The organism is Shewanella aestuarii, from assembly GCF_014647215.1.
Lineage (GTDB): Bacteria > Pseudomonadota > Gammaproteobacteria > Enterobacterales > Shewanellaceae > Shewanella > Shewanella aestuarii.
Genome location: NZ_BMOT01000008.1, coordinates 1 through 18,240, shown reverse-complemented (window position 1 = coordinate 18,240; position 18,240 = coordinate 1). Strand labels below are relative to the sequence as shown.

Sequence of the window (18,240 nt, the reverse complement as noted above, 5' to 3'; positions counted from 1 at the left end):
TTTGTTGAGCTGGAAGATGGCGACCATTACTTGAGTGACAACGCCGATAGATTAAAAACCTTCTATACCATAGACGCATTCTTGAAAAAGCATCTCCCCGTGCAGTAACCCGCTGCGATGACACATTTATCAATGCTCATATCACCTGTTATGATATGGGCATTGTTTACTAAATGAAGAGATACCATGACAGCACCTACTCTTGCAGAATTACTGATCAATGACATTGAAATCGGCCAAGGTAAAGCCGCCGAAAAAGGCGCGTTAATTACCTGTAAATACACTGGCACCCTAGCCGATGGCTCGGTTTTCGATAGCGCTGAAGCATTTCAAGTGGTGATCTCCGCAAAACGGGTTATTCAAGGTTGGTATCAAGGCATTATTGGTGATAACCCGATGAAGGTCGGCGGTAAGCGTCAACTGTCAGTGCCTGCAAGTCTTGGTTACGGCGAACGTCAAATTGGCGATAAAATCCCACCCCATTCTGATTTGTTTTTCGACATCGAATTGCTTGAAGTATTAACCCGTGATGATTAAGTCGCACCCATAATGACATCGCCCTTCTCTCCTCAACAATGGCTACAAATAAGCCTGCAACAGCAAGGTTTATTGCAACCTTCAAGCGCAGTTGCTGAGGTCATTCAGCAACTCAGTTATATTCAAATTGATTCCATCAATGTGGTCGAACGGGCGCATCACCATGTTTTACACTCCCGCCTAGCCGACTATTCACCCAGCCAACTTGATAGCGCCATGAGCAGTCAAAGCATTTTTGAATACTGGTCGCATGCCGCCGCATATCTACCCATAGAGGATTATCGATTTAGCTTATACCGCAAGCAACAACTGCAACAGGGCGATAAACATTGGTTTGAGCCTGAGCATAAAGTCATGCGTGAAGTGAAAGCCCGTATCGCAGCGGAAGGCCCATTAAAAGCCAATCAATTTCAACATGATGAAAATCATAAAGCTGGCACCTGGTGGGATTGGAAACCAGCTAAAAAAGCCCTTGAGCAGTTATTTATGCAAGGCGATCTCATGGTCGTTAGGCGGGAGAAATTTCAAAAAGTTTACGACTTAACCGAGCGGGTATTACCCAGTCATATTGATACTCGCCCGCCAAGCGATAACGAGTTTGCCAGCCACTTAATTCTGCGCTATTTATCAGCCCATGGTTTTGGTAATTTGCAGCAAATCCAATACTTACGCAAAGGCATTAAACCTTTGCTCAGCAAAACATTGGCACACATGTGCGAGCGCGGGGAAATATCGCACTTTACAGAATCAAACCAAGATTATTACTCTGTGACAAACTTATCCTTACCTGCTGAAATCCCAAATAAAGTCTGGCTGCTAAACCCGTTTGATAACCTCGTCATCCAACGCCAAAAGCTAAAGCAATGGTTCGGGTTTGATTATCAAATCGAAGTCTACGTGCCTGAAGCCAAACGCCAATACGGTTATTACTCACTCCCCATATTATGGCGCGACCGTTTTATCGGCCGAGTCGATGTCAAAGCCGATAGAAAACAACAATGCTTGTTACTGCAAAACCTACACATTGAAGAGTATGCTTTTAACACCCAATTACATGGTGTAAACGCTGATATTAGTGAATTCATCCCTGCATTTATCGCAGCAATAAAACATTATTGTGCATTCAATTACTGCCAACGTTGGCAACTAATACGGTGTAATGATAAAACCATGAGCCAAATGCTACCCATCAAATAAGGCAGATAGACGCATTAATTACATCATCAATCTCACTTATCACCTGGATAACACTTTAATCTGCGATTTCGGTATAATCATCACCCGACTCAAAAGACACTATGCGATAGCAAGTTAATGACATCTAAGCTGACTGACTTCACTAAATCATCCTCAACTATGTCGACATCGTCCGTAGTAAATAAACTGCCCCATAAAATATTTATTATCGGTTTGCCACGCACGGGCACAACGAGTGTGAGTGTGGCCTTGCTTGAACATGGTTTAAGTGTGGCGCACCAAGCGTTTACTAAGCAGGCGTTTATGTTGGCAGATGCGGTGTCAGATGCGCCGTGTTTTAGCGATTATCAGCAATTAGATAAGTTGTTTCCTACTGCTAGGTTTGTGTATTTAGACAGGCCGTTAGATAAGTGGATCCCGTCGATGCAAATGTTACTCGGGCGCATGTTAGTGCATTTAGATAAAGATGCTGGCCGCTTTCACCCGATAATGAAACGCAGCTTTGAGCACTGCTTTAAAATATCGGATGTTGCTGAACCTGCCGATGCGGCTCATTTACGTGAATGCTACCTAACCCACCAGCAACAGGTGGTAGCGTATTTTGATGGTCGAGATGATTTTTTATCACTCGATATTAGTCAAACGGGTGGCTTAACTCAGTTACTGGAGTTTGTCGGTATAGAAACGCCATTATACCCAGCTAAGCGGCTTGATTTTCCGCGACTTAACATGGGCCGTAATGTGGCAAGTTGGGATGAATATAAGCATTCAAATAAAATTAGCGCCAATGCTTCAGGGCCTGAAAGAAGGCGGTTTTTTAGCTACTCACTTTAATATTGAATCCAGCGGCTAAAGTCTATTAGACACCCATTTAAGTTGCTTACTCGCCTTGCACATCTGATCCCGATTTCTTTTTGGTTACCGTTAACCAGTCTAAACTGACGCCCGATATGGCACTAAAGCCCCTGATACGGAAAATAAGCTGTAAAAACTGCGGACGTGGCCTCACTTTGGGTTCAACAGAGCGAGGAATAAACCACAATGTCACTAGGGTGCGCATGATACTTGAAACAATAAACACCACAAATATTGGGCTGCTTAACCAAGTGTTTAAACCGGTAAAAGCTAAAAAACTGCCTGCATAAGAAGCAATAACCCCGCCCACCATTGCCCCCATAAAAACAAATGCGGCACTTAAGGCTGCCTGTAAAGCGGCATAGGTGGCAAAGTCGCTTCTAAAAGGGCGAATATCATATAAATAATTGGCTGTACTTAGCGTAAAACCACTCCATGCAAAACCCGATAACACCTGTAATGCGATGATGTAGGTGTAGCTATCAGAAAATATCCACAATATCGGTAAACTGGGTATTAAACTGCTCGTGATCAGCATCACAATGCGATTACCGTAAATATCGCTAAAACGTCCCCAAAAACGTAAGGTGATAAATTGGGTAATAATTGATGCAACGCTGGCCATCACAAATTCGATATAGGTAAACTGTAAATCTTCCAGCATATATACAGCAAAAAATGGCGCGGATATTGCCACCATGCATTGCATTCCAGCGACAAACAAACTGTATTGTTTAAAGGTGTTATCTGCCCATGCCTGTTTGAAGTTAGATAAAGTTTGTGAAAAATAACCACTCACTTTAGTTGGACACGGCTCTGGATCATGCATTTGCCATAACAACCATGCTGAAGTTAATCGGCCCATAAATGCAATTGAAAACAGTAAACTAAACCCAAGCCAGGTCATCTCAATACTGTCGGTTAAACTCAGTATCCCGCCACCAGCAAAAAACACACTCAATGAAGCTGCCATCGTTAAGCGAGTGCGCGCAGCAAAGAAAGCCCCTCGTCTTTTATCTGGCACGATAGCTCCCATCCATGCACGCCAATGCGGTTGAATCAAATTCATAAAGCCATGATATAACGCCGCAAGACCAATAAAGATCCACACCGCATTATCAGGGCGAATAGCAGCAACGCCAGCCATTGCAAATACCACAAGCGCCTGTAGCACAGCGGCAGCAACAATAAAGTATTTACGTGAAAAGTGACTCACTAACCAAACCGATAATAATTGCGATACGGCACCAAATAGCTGGGGTAATCCGGTCACTAAGCCCATCTGCCCCATGGTTGCGCCGAGAAAAATAGCATAAGCATTAAAAAAGTTATCACTGGTAGCTGTCATGGTTGAAGAGGCAACCGCTTCCTGTTGCGAACGCTTTAAGGTGCATCTTAGCCACGACAATCTGTCGCGTCGGCTAGAACAAGGTGAAGGGGTGTCACGTTGGGCTGCGTTCATGGTTTGATCAATATCTTATTAGCTGATGAATATAATGATTACTGATTTATGCAGTAGATTATGGCTGATTAAGTGGCCGCCTACCATTCAACACCATAACAAAATATTCGCCGAAAATGCAGGGTAAATGAACATAAACCTTTACCCATAAAATCGCCAATTAGCTAGCGGCAATACCCAAGGTCTGCTCAATGGCTTTAACCCCATCAGCCACTTCCTGCGCAATTTGATGACTTTGTTCTGTCGCTGTTTGCGCATGGCCTTTTAAGGTGTTCATTGCAGCAGCAAACTCATCTAAATAGCTCACCTGCTGTATAGCATAACCCGAGCCTTGTTTGGCTGTATCGACCATTTCGCTTGCTTGCTGTTGAACCGTTTGTGCCACATCAAGCAAGCGATTTACTCGCTGCTGCTGGCTTTGCGTTGCTTGTCCGATCCCTTTCACACTGTCCGTTAAACTGCTGTTTGATAGGCTTAACTGATTTAAAATACTCATAATGTCTTTCAAAGAAGATTGAGTACGATGGGACAAATTACGCACCTCATCGGCCACCACGGCAAAACCGCGGCCTTGCTCACCTGCTCGTGCAGCTTCAATGGCGGCATTTAAAGCCAGTAAATTGGTTTGCTCAGCAATATTACCTATCACATCGACAATTTGGGTAACGCTGGTGACCGCGGTAGATAACTCTGCTAACGATGCTTGGCAATGATCAACGGCATGTTGTGATTCCTGGGTCGCTTTGAGTACTTCCACCGCTTGCTGCTGACTGTCTTGCATCTGCTGCATAGTGATGGCTGAGCTATGCTCCACTGTCATGGAGGAATGTTTTACTTCATCGGCAAGCGATTTAATTTGATTGGTTTGGGTTTGAGCTACATTAACCACGGTTTGCGTTTGCTCTGTGTTAGCAGCAATGCACTTTATCCGTTCAATCAGTAAACCTAATGATTGCGATACCGCGGTAACTTGCTGGCGTTGCTGCTGATCTTCTTGCTCAAACCGTAAAAGCAGCTGATTAAAATGACCTGCTATTTGACCCGTTTCATTACGGCTGGAAATCACTAGCGGCTCACGACTGTTTGAGTCACTTAATTGCATGAATGCGTTATTTAATCGGGTTAATGGCATAACAACACTGTGTTGTTGCAGCCATAAATAGCCAATGGCAAATAGGCTTATTATGGTCACCATGGCGTACTGAATGCTTTGTAGCCAGTGCTTTAATTGCACATCAAATTTGGCCTGAATATTACCCAAAGAAAACAACTTTGATTCGACTTGCAAAGTGTCGGCGCTCAGCTGCTCTTGTACCGCCAAGTTATCGGTAAGCATTTGATAAGTAGTAGCGATTTCTTTTTCATAACGCGAGCTTAAGCTCAATAATTCATCTCGATAAAACTCGCCCACTTCAACTTGCTCGGCCTCATCCTCCCCCAAGGCAAACTCATCTACTTCTTGCTGCTGATAAATGCCAATTAAGGGTAATTGACTAAGCTGATTATGCCACAGGCCAAGCTCAGTAATACTGGCTTTTAAACCAACTTCAAGCCGATTGTCTTTGCCAATTAAATACCCGTCAGAAAGCTGTGAAAGCCGATATACGATTAATGGTAAAGTACGAGTAATAGATAAATACTGTTGCGCTAATGGGGCGTTTTTTAGCGCGCCTTGTTCGGCATAATCGGCTAAACGTTTATTGTTATCTAACATTTCTGATTCAGCATGGGCTAATAATTGCCGAGGGTTTCCCGCTAACTTTCCTGCTGCACGGTAACGATTATCGAGGTTATAAATAAATTCATTTAGAAATTGTACCGCGGCAGCTATTTCAGTTTGCGCGCTAGGTAAATTCAGCTGATTAATACGCTGAGCTATCTCAGTCAGTTGCTGGCGAGCCTGACTAATGTATTGACTATTACCCGAGTGTAAATAAGCGCTGATATCGGGGCGGACAGTTTGTAAAAATACCTGTTGAATATCCAGCAACTCTTTAGCTTGAATGTCAATTTCGGTGCGTTTGTCACTGCTCCACAATACTGCGGTAGCCAGCAATCCCGCTAATAACAATAAAATGGCCGATGCGGTTAATGAAAGCGTCGAAATTTTCATGGCAGGGTTCTAATAGAGAAAAATTATTTACCCCATAATATGAAGATGTTATGACAAAAAGATGACAATTAACTCAACAGAGTTACCCTAGGGACATCACAAAATGAAAACGCCCTGTTGGTGTCCACCAGCAGGGCGTTTTGATAAGTGATGTGATATTTACGCTTTTTTAGCGGCGATGGCAGCTTTCACTTGATTCAAGGCGGTGCCCCCCAAAACATCACGTTTTTCTAAACATGCTTCAATCGTTAAGTTAGGGTAAACATCGTCGCTGATCACCTTAGCAAACTGCTGTAATTGCGCTACGGTTAACTCTTCAATCGGCTTTTGCTCGCCAATCGCAAACACGACCACTTCTCCGACAACATGATGCGCTTCACGGAACGGCATGCCTTTCGCGACTAAGTAATCCGCTAATTCGGTCGCATTGGCATAACCTTGTTGCGCCGCAAGTAAAGCTTGGGGACGATTCACTTTTAAGCCTGACAATACTAATGCGGCCATGTCTAAACAAATTGCCCAGCTATCAACCACATCAAACAAGCCTTCTTTGTCTTCTTGCATGTCTTTGTTGTATGCCAGCGGTAAGGCTTTCATCGTGGTTAAAATCCCCACTAAGCTGCCATATACGCGACCGGTTTTGCCGCGGATTAACTCTAATGCATCAGGGTTTTTCTTTTGCGGCATTAAAGATGAGCCAGAGGTCACTTCATCAGCTAATGAGATGAAATTAGCTTCGCCTGAGTTGAAGAAAATTAAATCTTCAGCCATACGGCTTAAGTGCATCATGCTGATTGACGCTGCGCTACATAATTCAACCACATGATCCCGGTCTGAAACGGTATCTAAACTGTTAAGCGTTGGGCGAGCAAAGTTAAGCGCCGCAGCAAGTGCATGACGATCAATCGGGTAAGCCGTACCCGCTAATGCCCCTGAACCTAATGGACACGAATCCGCACGCTTAAGTGCATCTTGTAAACGGCTAATGTCACGCTCAAACATTTCAACATAGGCCATTGCCCAGTGACCAAAAGTCACCGGTTGCGCACGTTGTAAATGGGTATAACCCGGCATAACTGCGTCCACTTCACGCTCAGCAAGGGCTATCAGTTCAGCATGTAAAGTGCCTAACCGCGCAAGTAAGGCTGCGCCTTCTTTTTTACACCATAATTTTAAGTCGGTGGCGACCTGATCATTACGAGAACGACCGGTATGAAGTTTTTTGCCTAAATCGCCCACTTTAGCAATCAGTTTTTGTTCTACAAAACTGTGAATATCTTCTGCGCCGTTACCGATAATGGCTTGGGGATCATCACCCACTTCGAGGAGTAATTCATTTAACGCCGCTTTTAAGCTGGTGCACTCTTGAGCTGTGATAATACCCACGCTAGCGATTGCATCAGCCCAGGCAATTGAACCGACAACATCCTGTTCAAATAAGCGATAATCAACGGGCAGCGAGTCATTAAATAATTTGAAAAGTGCACTGGTCTCGCCCTGAAATCTTCCGCCCCATAATGCCATGTCGGTATCCTCTTTTTAGCTGTAGCTATTCAATTATGTCGATTTTATGAGTATTTACTTCTGGTAAGCACTCTTTGTACGAGAGTAAAAGTGATTACAAGAAGGGCGCCTAATAGCGCCCTAATATCGTGAGCTTTATGTTTATTTGCTATTTAGCGCGCGAATTCGGCTAGCTAAAGAATATAAACGGATAAAGCCTTCAGCGTGCTTTTGGTCATATACATCATCTTCACCAAAGGTGGCGAATGATTCTGAATATAAGCTATTTGGCGAGCGCTTTTTAACCGGTGTTGCTTGGCCTTTATAAAGCTTGATCACCACATCACCATTAACTGATTCTGCTAAAGATTCAGATGCTGCAATAAGCGACTTACATAACGGCGTAAACCAGCGACCGTCATAGACTAGATGCGACATTTGGCCGGCAATTTGTTCACGCCAAGTACGGCTAGTTTTATCTAGCACCAACTCTTCAATGGCGCGCAAGCCTGCAAACATTACAGTGCCGCCAGGTGTTTCGTAGCAACCACGTGACTTCATGCCGACTAAACGGTTTTCAGTAATATCGATACGGCCTACACCGTGTTTACCAGCAATATCATTTAACTTCATTAATGCCGCATAGGGCGACAATGCTTCATCATTTACGTGGGTCACACGGCCATTTTTAATCGCCAGTGACACATATTCAGGCTCGTTCGGTGCATCTTCTGGGGCAACGGTTAGCGTCCACACACCTTTTGATGGCTCGTTCCACGGATCTTCTAACTCGCCACCTTCGTGTGAAATGTGCCATGCGTTTGCATCACGGCTATAAATTTTAGTCGCTGAGGCACTGGTTTTAATGTCACGCTCTGCCAAGTAGGCAAGTAAGTCTTCACGACTACGCATTTCCCACTCTCGCCATGGTGCAATCACTTTTAAATCTGGTGCTAGCGCAGCAAAACACCCTTCAAAACGCACCTGATCATTACCTTTACCAGTACAACCATGACATACGGCGTCTGCGCCCACTTTGCGAGCCACTTCAACTTGCGCTTTAGCAATAATCGGACGCGCCATAGACGTACCTAACAAGTAGGTGCCCTCATAAATTGCGCCAGTAGCAATAGTTGGGTAGATATAATCGGCAACAAACTCTTCTTTTAGATCAACGATATGACACTCAGAAGCACCTGATGCGATAGCCTTTTCATGTAAGCCTATTAACTCTTCTTCGCCCTGACCAACGTCAGCACAAAATGCCACAATCTCACAGTCATCATAGGTTTCTTTTAACCATGGAATGATGGCTGAGGTGTCTAACCCACCTGAGTAAGCTAATACGACTTTTTTAACGCCGGTTTTTTTCACTGCACTAGACATGTTTTCTTCCTAAAATCTGCGACTTAACGCTGTTCAATTTAACGATTAACACTGCTAACAGTATTAACTTAATAAGGTGACTAATACGGCATTTTGAGCATGCATACGATTTTCAGCTTGATCCAGAATTAACGAACCTTTGCCGTCCATGACTTCATCTGTCACCTCTACGCCACGGTGCGCGGGTAAACAATGCATGAAGTATTTTGCTCCCGCTTTCGCCATAAGCTCTGCGTTCACTTGGTAAGGGCTGAAACGTTCTTTAATTTCGGTTAAAGAGGTTTCATCCCCCATTGAAATCCAAGTGTCAGTATAGATAGCATCGTGACCTTCTATTTGATTAATGTCGGCCGACAATGTCAACTTACCGCCATTTTTTGCCGCTAAAGCTTGCGCCTCTGTAACCACTAAGGCGTCAGGGAAATACCCTTCTGGACAAATCACTGTCATGGTTAAGCCTAAAATTGCCGCGCCATAAATCAGTGAATGAGTGACATTATTACCATCACCAACATAAGCTAGTTTGGCTTTGCTGACATCATCAAATTGCTCTGATAATGATAAAAAGTCAGCAAGTGCTTGGCAGGGGTGATACAGATCCGATAAGGCATTAATCACTGGCACACTGCCATGCTTAGCTAATTTTTCAATTGTGGTATGTGAATAGGTTCTAGCAACAATCGCATCGGCCCAGCATGAAATATTGGTGGCAAAATCCTCCACCGATTCACGCTTACCTAAAGCACCATTTTGCTGATCAAGATATAAACAATGACCGCCTAATTTATTGATGCCGATGTCAAAGCTAACTCGAGTGCGCAGTGATGGTTTTTCAAAAAGCATCACAACGCTTTTTCCATCTAAGGCGCGACGGTACTCAGCTGGGTTTGCTTTAATTTTTTTAGCTAGCGCTAAAATATCCAGTAACTGAGTTTGAGATAACTCTTTTATCGACAACAGGTGCTTCATAAACTACTCCATTAAGGCTGTATTTGAGTCCCGATGGACCCGCCTTGTGCTAATGTTTTTAACTGCTCAGTCTCTAGCCAAGAAGCAACTAAAACGGGTTTCCCCATCCATTGGGCCACTTCTAAAGCCGCTTCAACTTTTACTTTCATACCTTTTTCAATCACGCCCTCTGCAACCAAGGTTTCAATTTGGCTTTTGTTCAAACTTTTAATCACTTGCTTGTTTGCATCCCACACACCAGCAACATCAGATAACAATACCAATGTGCCATTGACTAACTTGGCTAATGCCGTTGCAGCCTGATCCGCATTCACATTCAACATTTCGCCGGCATCAGACACCGCGATAGAACTGCAAATGGGCAACCAGCCTTGTTGTAAAATAAAGTTCAAATAGCTGGCGTCATTCGGGGTAACTTCACCGACTAGACCTAAGCGTTCATCTTTAATGTTCGCCTTAACCACATTACCGTCGCCCAAACTCATGCCAACACTGACGACACCCGCTTTGGCTGCCGCAGCTTGAAGGATTTTGTTTGAGGTGCCGGCTAATGCGCCCACAACAATGCCGATTTGATCTGCCGGGGTAACGCGTAAACCGTCAAGCTTGATAATTTCTTTACCGTTGGCGGTTAACTGCTCGTCAACTAAGCAACCACCACCATGCACTAATACAATTTTCTGACCTGCTGCTGTCATGTCTTTAATGGCAGACATTAAATTAGCCATGCCAGATTCAGTTTGTAATAACGCGCCGCCAACTTTAAGCACTAAAACAGAATGAGTTGTCATTTTTATATCCTTGTTTTATTAGCCGTTAAACGCCGAAGTGGATTTTGATACATTGCAAACCTTGGCTTGCTGCACCTTTCATTAAATTATCGATTGCACTGGCAACAACCAAGTAGCCACTGTTAGCATCGTATTTCCAACCCAAATGGCAATTTGGCGTTAAAACCACATCATCAACTTTTGGAAATTGGTTATGTTTAACCGTCACAATTGGCGAGTTGTCATACACGCTATATGCTTTTGCTACATCGGCTTCTGTCGTGCCTGGTTTTAATTGCACGGTAATCGTAGCGAGAATACCTCGCTTGAAGTTACCCAAATGTGGAGTAAAAATAACTTCTTGGCCTAATTGAGTGGCGATTTCAGGTTGATGTCTGTGACCTAATACTCCGTATGGCGTTAAGCTAACCTCACAAAAACTGGTATGTAATTGCGCTTTACGTCCTGCGCCAGTCACACCACTCACGGCATTAATTACTGGATAAGCTGATGTTAAAAAAGGTTTTAACGGCTTTAGCGCCGTTAATGATGCGGTTGGGTAGCACCCAGGTACTGCAATCATTTTTGTCTGCTGAATTTGTTCAGCATTCCATTCAGCTAAACCATAAACCGCATCGGCCAATACTTCTGGATGAGTATGTTCAAAGCCATACCATTTAGGATATTGGGCAACATCCGCAAAACGATACGCGCCGCTTAAATCAAATACCGCCAAGCCTTTTTGATAAAACTCCGCCGCTAACTCCAAACTAATTGAATGCTCAGTGGCTAATACCACGGCATCTGCTTCTGCGACAATTTGCGCTTTAGCCTCTGCCGTTAAAGGGGAAAGTACATAGGACATATGACTATAAGTAGGGTACAAATCTGCCAGTTTACGGCCTTTATCTAAACTGCCTTCAGAGACATACAAACCCTGTACAGATAAATTAGCATCTGCATTAATCAAAGACGTAATTTGCGCGCCGGTGTAACCACTAGCACCAATAATTGCGATGTTTTTCATTGTGTTGTTGTCTTTTGTTGTAATAAATGGAAGTGTTAGCATAAAGCATTTAGACAGGGGACGTCTAATTTAGCGCTATCGTCGCAGGAAGTTCGCTTTAATTATTGGTATATTGGATTTCACAGCAAGTTTACACATATTTATTTTCATTTCTTACATTCAAGTTGTAGTGCCTTAGTCATCTGTTTGCTAGACTAACACACAATATTATTTATGCAATATTACTGAATAAGTATTTTATTGTTTTTCTACTTAGGATCACAAATGAGCACACTACCTAACCTTAAAAGTGCCTTTTCACAATTAATTAGCACGCCATCTATCAGTGCATTAGAAGCTGAGCACGATATGAGTAACCATGCAGTTATTGAGTTGTTACAAAGCTGGTTTAGCGAGTTGGGGTTTAGTTGTGAGACGCCAGTAGTGGCCGACTCACGCAACAAACAGAATTTAATTGCCCGTTTGGGACAAGGTGAAGGCGGGCTTTTATTGGCAGGCCACACAGATACAGTGCCATTTGATGAAGGCCGCTGGAGTCAGAGCCCATTTGAGTTAGTTGAGAAGGATAATCGCTGGTACGGATTAGGTACTTGCGACATGAAAGGTTTTTTTGCGTTAGTCCTTGAAGCATTGAAAGATATGCCACTTGAAGATTTTAAGCGTCCGTTAACCATTTTTGCTAGCGCCGACGAAGAAACCACCATGAGCGGTGCCAAAGCGTTTGCTGACTCAAAAGCGATTGCCCCAGATTATGCGGTGATCGGCGAACCGACCAGCTTAAAACCTGTGTATATGCATAAAGGCCATTTAGCCCAGGGAATTCGAGTTATCGGTCGCAGCGGTCACTCTTCAGATCCCGCAAGAGGATTAAATGCCATTGAGGTAATGCATAAAGTCATCAGTCAGTTAATGAAACTGAAACAGCATTTAAGTGAAAACTATCGCGAAGATGCTTTTACTGTACCTTACCCAACGATGAACTTTGGCCATATTCATGGCGGTGATGCGGCGAATCGAATTTGTGGCTGTTGTGATTTGCATCTTGATATTCGCCCTCTTCCCGGCATGGAATTGGCTGAGCTTGAATTAATGGTTTTGAATTATTTAAGCGATATTAGCAAAGAGTACCCAGGCAGTATTAGTGTCAGCACCTTATACCCTGGCGCCGAATCATTTGCAGGTAAAGCAGATAACCCATGGACCAAACTGGTCGCAGAGTTATCTGGCCATGAAGCAGAAGTGGTTAACTATTCAACTGAGGCGCCATACATTAATAAGTTAGGCTGTCAGACCCTCGTCTTAGGCCCTGGTAGTATTAATCAAGCACATCAACCCGATGAGTTTATCGGTTTGGAATACCTTACACCTACGGTAGAACTGATCAAAAAGATGATTTATCACGCATGTATTAAGTAGTAACAACTAAATAAGCACTACAAATAGTGCAATATGAAAGTTATTAACGAAATAAAATTACAAAACACAGTGTTGGTGTATTGACCGAATACTGTACGATGGTTATTGTGATAGTCAGGCAATTTTAACGAGTGACTTTGGAGTATGTATGGCAGAGCAAGTGGCAGATATGTATGCCTCACTGAGATCGAACGTGGGACATTTAGGCCAAATTTTAGGTGAAACTATGCAAAGCCATCTTGGTGATGCATTTCTTGAGAAAGTTGAACAAATTCGTATTCTCGCCAAACAAGCTCGTAAGGGTGATGAAAGTTCACGTGAGCAAATGTTAGCCCTGCTGACATCTTTGCCTGATGAAGAATTAGTCCCATTTGCCAAAGCCTTCAACCAATTTTTAAACTTAGCTAACATTGCTGAGCAATACCATACTATCAGTCGCAACTGCGATGAATTGGTATGTGTGCCCGATCCAGTAGAGCAGTTGCTTGGCAGAATATTAAATACTGATTTAGACGAAAACGATGTCATCAATTGCTTAAAGCAACTTGAAATCGATTTAGTGTTAACGGCACATCCGACAGAAATTTCTCGCCGTACATTAATTCAAAAATACTCTGCCGTGGTAGATTGCTTAACTGACCAGGAAAACAGCCAGTTATCTGATCGCGAGCGTAACCAAAATAACTTACGTTTACGTCAGTTAATTGCTCAAATATGGCATACCAACGAAATACGCAGCGAACGTCCAACTCCTGTGGATGAAGCCCGTTGGGGATTAAGCACCATTGAAACCTCGTTATGGCAAGCTATCCCTGACTTTTTACGTCAGCTAAATGACCAAGTTGAACAACGTACAGGTAAAGAGTTACCTATCAACATTGCCCCAGTAAGATTTTCTAGCTGGATGGGTGGCGATCGCGATGGCAACCCATTTGTTACCCACAAAGTAACCCAAGAAGTATTAGACAGAAACCGCCATGCCGCCGCACGCCTTTATTTAAAAGACGTAGTGGCTTTAGTGGGTGAGTTATCTATGGAGCAAGCAACGCCTGAATTATTGGCCCTGACCGATAACAGTAACGAGCCTTATCGTGTGGTGTTACGCCAGTTGCGCTGTAAGTTACGTAAAACGATTGACTACTTAAACGAACGTCTTGAAGGTCGTCATCCTGATATTGATACCCGTGATATTGTTTGGCGCCAAGCCGATCTTCAAGAGCCATTAGAGCTTCTTTACCATAGCTTATGCGATAGTGGCATGAAGTTGATTGCTAACGGCTTACTACTGGATATTTTACGACGTCTTGCCAGCTTTGGTATTCACATGCTGCGCCTAGATATCCGCCAAGACTCTACTCGCCATAGCGATGTTATTGCTGAACTAACCCGATATTTAGGTTTAGGTGATTACAACCATTGGGATGAAAACGAGAAACAAGCTTTCTTATTGCGCGAGTTAACCAGCCGCCGCCCATTGATACCATCAAATTGGCAACCAAGTGATGATGTTGCAGAGGTAATTAAAACCTGTGCGCTTATTGCTAAACAACCTAAAGAATCTTTAGGCTCATATGTTATTTCAATGGCAGGTAAACCGTCTGATGTTTTGACCGTGTTACTACTATTAAAAGAAACTGGCTGCAGTCATCCAATGCGTGTTGTGCCATTGTTTGAAACACTGGAAGATTTAACCAATGCGGCAAGCTGCATTGAGTCGTTATTAAATATCGATTGGTATCGTGGATACACCAAAGGCATGCAAGAAGTCATGATTGGTTATTCTGACTCAGCAAAAGATGCGGGGGTAATGGCAGCGGCTTGGGCGCAATATCGTGCTCAAGAACAACTTGTTGCGGTATGTAATAAAGCTAATGTTAAATTGATGCTATTCCATGGCCGTGGTGGCTCAATTGGCCGCGGCGGCGGACCAGCACACAAAGCGATTTTGTCACAACCTCCTGGTTCGGTAGATGGCCGTATCCGAGTGACAGAGCAAGGCGAGATGATCCGCTTTAAGTTTGGCTTACCTAAATTAGCCGTACAAAGCTTAGCGCTATATACATCAGCCGTTATGGAAGCGACATTATTACCGCCTCCAGAACCGAAAAAAGCCTGGCGCGATTGTATGCAGCGTATTGCTGAAGAATCAGTATTACATTACCGCGGGATTGTACGTGAAGAAAAAGACTTTGTGCCTTATTTCCGTTCAGCCACACCAGAAGTCGAGTTAGGTAAGCTGCCTTTGGGAAGCCGACCTGCAAAACGTAAAGTCGATGGTGGCATTGAGAGCTTACGTGCTATTCCATGGATTTTTGCTTGGTCTCAAAACCGTTTAATGTTACCCGCTTGGTTAGGTGCAGGCGAAGCATTGAATGCTGCGATAGAACGTGACGAGTTAGCATTACTGCGTGAAATGGAAGCCGAATGGCCATTTTTTGAAACACGTATTTCCATGCTAGAAATGGTTTACATGAAAGCAGAGCCAAACTTAGCGCGTTATTATGAAAACTGCTTAGTGAAACCTGAACTGCATCATTTAGGTGAAAAACTTCGCCAAAGACTACAACTTGGCGTTGATACTGTGCTGTCGCTAACGGAATCAGATCAGTTAATGTCGCACACACCGTGGAACCGTGAATCAGTTAAGCTTCGCAATCCATACATTGATCCGTTAAACTTCCTGCAAACTGAGCTATTAGCGCGTACACGTAAAGAAGTAGAGCCTTCTGCGCACGTGCAATTGGCGCTAATGCTTACTATCGCGGGTGTTGCCGCAGGCATGAGAAACACGGGTTAATGAAAACATTACAACTGATTTTGGTCAGTGGATTGCTACTACTGACTGGCTGCGCCAGTCAGTACAGCATTACTGAAAATGAGATAGAAAATTACCTTAATAATGAAATGCACTTTGAGGTAAAACAAGGTAACCAGATTATCGGTATTAATCTGGTATTAAATGATATGCAAGTTAGCTTAGGCGACAAACCTAACATTATGGGGTTAACGGCTACGACAAAAGTCAGTATTCGCAATCCCCTAATGCCAATTAGCGCTAAGCTTAAAACAACATTTGAAGCACAACCTTGGTACGACAGCCAAACAAAAAGCGTTTATTTACGTCAGTTGAATTTAGTGAGTGTCAGTGCAGAACCGGCCGACATTGAACAAACACTATCTGCAATAACGCCACAAGTGATGACTTTTTTACGTGGTTTTCTAGAAAACCAGCCTGTTTATACGCTGGATATGAATGACACTAATCAGGCACTAATGGCTAAAATGACTAAAGAACTCGCCGTTGAAAAAGGCAAATTGGTAGTAAAATTTTAGCTTAGAGCTCCTTTAAAAATAAAGCGCCATGGGCGCTTTATTTGTTTCCAGCACTTATTTATCAAAACGGCCAATTGAGGGGTAATCAACAATCACGGCCTCATCGAGTAATGATCGGCGTAACATATCGTAAGCAACTGCAGCGCTTAAACTCCTTACCAATTGGCGAGAACGTCTAGGTAATTTAATCATTTGGCTATACATACCCTGCTTGGTAGCTAATGCAATAGCAACCGTTCCCACAGGTTTATCATCTGTTCCGCCGTCAGGGCCAGCTATGCCACTGGTAGCCAAAGCAAAATCACTGTCCAAAATCTTACGCGCACCTTCAGCCATAGCCTCTACCGTTGCGATGGAAACGGCGCCATGATCATCTAAAACTTCAGGGCTAACACCCAACACTTTAACCTTAGATTCATTACTGTAAGTCACTAATCCATGATGCAAGTATGATGAACTTCCGGCGAAATCAATCAGCTGACTGGTGATCATCCCGCCTGTGCAAGATTCAGCCACACTAAGACTAAAACCAGATTGTAATAAACGACCATGGATCTCTGCAGCTAGCGTAGGCTTGTTATCAGCCACGACCGCTGTACCTAAACATTGTTTAACCGCCTTAGTTACTTCTGGTAAAGCACGAATAGCCTTATCACCACGAGCAAAGATTTTTATTTCAATGTGCGGCATTGAAGAGCGATAACCTAGCTCAATCCCAGTTGGAAGGGTGAGTTCTGTCAACATATCCGCTAATGCAGATTCTCCATAGCCGATAGTCAGTAGTTTATGTAATTGAGTATTATCACCCGATCCGAACTCTTGATTAATAAAGGGCACAAACTGTTCTTTAAACATATGCTTAAGCTCAAAAGGCACCCCTGGGGTAAAAAACAACCACGCATTATTGAGTTTTACCCGAAAACCACAAGCAGTACCTACGGGATTATCTACCATGACAGCGGATTCAGGAAGCATAGCCTGCTTCAAATTACTTTTAGCCATAACACGACCATTCTTAGTAAACCAATCTACTAAGTGATCACGCCATTGGCTATTTTCAACTAAGGCTTCACCTTTGGCTTTGGCCATCGCAAGCGCTGACATGTCATCGCTAGTAGGTCCTAAACCGCCATTAACCAAAATAACATCCGCAAATTTGCTCCGTTCCTGAAACACGGCGATTAAATCATCTAGACGATCGCCAACGGTCGTTCGTTGTTGCATTTCAATGCCAAGCGACATTAGCTCGTTAGCAACCCAAGCAGCATTGGTATCAATAATCTGGCCAGATAATACTTCTTCACCAGTACAAATCATTTCTAGCTTCATTACTAAATCCTTTAATGCAGTAATTGCCCCATAAGTTAGGCAACCAATATGGCAATAGCAAGAAAATAGATCTATTTATCATAATGTTTTATACCAATCACAGTAAATAAGTGGCCAGAAATAGCGTAGGAAAAATGCGTGATAACAAGGCAGATTTTTTTGATAAGTAGTTATTCTACAATCAAAAAATCTAACGCCGTTATCAGGTATTATCACAAGCTAAAATGATCAGTTATTTATTACGATTGGTATTAAACATTAGCCAATAATCATTTTAAAAAAGAGAACATAAGCAGGTAAATGCAGAGAGCATTAATCAAAGTAGATATGGGCGCAAAAGGTA

General features: G+C 43.2%; 14 protein-coding genes. 6 read left to right on the top strand and 8 right to left on the bottom strand.

Going from position 1 to position 18,240, the window contains the following annotated elements:
* Window positions 1-186: 186 nt before the first annotated feature.
* The 3 genes from IEY03_RS12245 (at window position 187) to IEY03_RS12235 (ending at window position 2,568) form a co-directional block, all read left to right on the top strand.
* Window positions 187-537, top strand: coding sequence for an FKBP-type peptidyl-prolyl cis-trans isomerase (locus tag IEY03_RS12245; RefSeq protein ID WP_188842094.1), 351 nt, complete (start codon window positions 187-189; stop codon window positions 535-537).
* A 12-nt stretch (window positions 538-549) separates the two neighbouring features.
* Window positions 550-1,734, top strand: a complete 1,185-nt coding sequence (locus IEY03_RS12240; RefSeq protein WP_188842092.1) for a winged helix-turn-helix domain-containing protein — start codon at window positions 550-552, stop codon at window positions 1,732-1,734.
* Between the two features lie 117 nt (window positions 1,735-1,851).
* Window positions 1,852-2,568 carry a sulfotransferase gene (locus IEY03_RS12235; RefSeq protein WP_188842090.1) on the top strand — a complete coding sequence of 239 codons (717 nt, stop codon included), beginning with the start codon at window positions 1,852-1,854 and terminating at the stop codon, window positions 2,566-2,568.
* A gap of 46 nt (window positions 2,569-2,614) precedes the next feature.
* Here the strand turns inward: IEY03_RS12235 and IEY03_RS12230 are convergent, their stop codons facing one another.
* The 7 genes from IEY03_RS12230 to argC form a co-directional block, all read right to left on the bottom strand.
* Entirely contained in the window at window positions 2,615-4,051 is a 1,437-nt protein-coding gene (locus tag IEY03_RS12230) for an MFS transporter (protein WP_188842088.1), read from the bottom strand.
* 160 nt (window positions 4,052-4,211) lie between these two features.
* The gene (locus IEY03_RS12225) at window positions 4,212-6,164 is read right to left on the bottom strand and encodes a methyl-accepting chemotaxis protein (RefSeq protein ID WP_188842086.1); all 1,953 of its coding nucleotides are present in this window, start codon (window positions 6,162-6,164) and stop codon (window positions 4,212-4,214) included.
* 159 nt (window positions 6,165-6,323) lie between these two features.
* Window positions 6,324-7,688, bottom strand: a complete 1,365-nt coding sequence (gene argH / locus IEY03_RS12220; protein ID WP_188842084.1) for an argininosuccinate lyase — start codon at window positions 7,686-7,688, stop codon at window positions 6,324-6,326.
* A gap of 141 nt (window positions 7,689-7,829) precedes the next feature.
* On the bottom strand, window positions 7,830-9,053 hold the full coding sequence (locus IEY03_RS12215) for an argininosuccinate synthase (protein ID WP_188842082.1): 1,224 nt from the start codon (window positions 9,051-9,053) through the stop codon (window positions 7,830-7,832).
* 63 nt (window positions 9,054-9,116) lie between these two features.
* Window positions 9,117-10,022 carry an ornithine carbamoyltransferase gene (locus IEY03_RS12210; RefSeq protein ID WP_188842080.1) on the bottom strand — a complete coding sequence of 302 codons (906 nt, stop codon included), beginning with the start codon at window positions 10,020-10,022 and terminating at the stop codon, window positions 9,117-9,119.
* A gap of 11 nt (window positions 10,023-10,033) precedes the next feature.
* The gene (gene argB / locus IEY03_RS12205) at window positions 10,034-10,813 is read right to left on the bottom strand and encodes an acetylglutamate kinase (protein ID WP_188842078.1); all 780 of its coding nucleotides are present in this window, start codon (window positions 10,811-10,813) and stop codon (window positions 10,034-10,036) included.
* 25 nt (window positions 10,814-10,838) lie between these two features.
* On the bottom strand, window positions 10,839-11,819 hold the full coding sequence (gene argC, locus IEY03_RS12200; protein ID WP_188842076.1) for an N-acetyl-gamma-glutamyl-phosphate reductase: 981 nt from the start codon (window positions 11,817-11,819) through the stop codon (window positions 10,839-10,841).
* Between the two features lie 264 nt (window positions 11,820-12,083).
* On the opposite strand from argC, the gene argE reads away from it, so the two are divergent.
* From argE to IEY03_RS12185, 3 genes are all read left to right on the top strand, one after another.
* Window positions 12,084-13,235 (top strand): acetylornithine deacetylase, encoded by a 1,152-nt coding sequence (gene argE, locus IEY03_RS12195; RefSeq protein ID WP_188842074.1) that lies wholly within the window; start codon window positions 12,084-12,086, stop codon window positions 13,233-13,235.
* A gap of 148 nt (window positions 13,236-13,383) precedes the next feature.
* Window positions 13,384-16,032 (top strand): phosphoenolpyruvate carboxylase, encoded by a 2,649-nt coding sequence (gene ppc / locus IEY03_RS12190; RefSeq protein WP_188842073.1) that lies wholly within the window; start codon window positions 13,384-13,386, stop codon window positions 16,030-16,032.
* Window positions 16,032-16,568 carry a YceB family lipoprotein gene (locus IEY03_RS12185; RefSeq protein WP_188842070.1) on the top strand — a complete coding sequence of 179 codons (537 nt, stop codon included), beginning with the start codon at window positions 16,032-16,034 and terminating at the stop codon, window positions 16,566-16,568. The genes ppc and IEY03_RS12185 overlap by 1 nt, the downstream gene beginning before the upstream one ends.
* Before the next feature lie 54 nt (window positions 16,569-16,622).
* Here the strand turns inward: IEY03_RS12185 and IEY03_RS12180 are convergent, their stop codons facing one another.
* A complete protein-coding gene (locus IEY03_RS12180; protein WP_188842068.1) occupies window positions 16,623-17,897 on the bottom strand; it encodes a CinA family nicotinamide mononucleotide deamidase-related protein in 1,275 nt (424 codons plus the stop codon).
* Between the last annotated feature and the right edge of the window lie 343 nt (window positions 17,898-18,240).

Coding starts and splice junctions, on each gene's coding strand:
- IEY03_RS12245 (WP_188842094.1), top strand. CDS start 187: ATGACAGCACCTACTCTTGCAGAATTACTGATCAATGACATTGAAATC.
- IEY03_RS12240 (WP_188842092.1), top strand. CDS start 550: ATGACATCGCCCTTCTCTCCTCAACAATGGCTACAAATAAGCCTGCAA.
- IEY03_RS12235 (WP_188842090.1), top strand. CDS start 1,852: ATGACATCTAAGCTGACTGACTTCACTAAATCATCCTCAACTATGTCG.
- IEY03_RS12230 (WP_188842088.1), bottom strand. CDS start 4,051: ATGAACGCAGCCCAACGTGACACCCCTTCACCTTGTTCTAGCCGACGC.
- IEY03_RS12225 (WP_188842086.1), bottom strand. CDS start 6,164: ATGAAAATTTCGACGCTTTCATTAACCGCATCGGCCATTTTATTGTTA.
- argH (WP_188842084.1), bottom strand. CDS start 7,688: ATGGCATTATGGGGCGGAAGATTTCAGGGCGAGACCAGTGCACTTTTC.
- IEY03_RS12215 (WP_188842082.1), bottom strand. CDS start 9,053: ATGTCTAGTGCAGTGAAAAAAACCGGCGTTAAAAAAGTCGTATTAGCT.
- IEY03_RS12210 (WP_188842080.1), bottom strand. CDS start 10,022: ATGAAGCACCTGTTGTCGATAAAAGAGTTATCTCAAACTCAGTTACTG.
- argB (WP_188842078.1), bottom strand. CDS start 10,813: ATGACAACTCATTCTGTTTTAGTGCTTAAAGTTGGCGGCGCGTTATTA.
- argC (WP_188842076.1), bottom strand. CDS start 11,819: ATGAAAAACATCGCAATTATTGGTGCTAGTGGTTACACCGGCGCGCAA.
- argE (WP_188842074.1), top strand. CDS start 12,084: ATGAGCACACTACCTAACCTTAAAAGTGCCTTTTCACAATTAATTAGC.
- ppc (WP_188842073.1), top strand. CDS start 13,384: ATGGCAGAGCAAGTGGCAGATATGTATGCCTCACTGAGATCGAACGTG.
- IEY03_RS12185 (WP_188842070.1), top strand. CDS start 16,032: ATGAAAACATTACAACTGATTTTGGTCAGTGGATTGCTACTACTGACT.
- IEY03_RS12180 (WP_188842068.1), bottom strand. CDS start 17,897: ATGAAGCTAGAAATGATTTGTACTGGTGAAGAAGTATTATCTGGCCAG.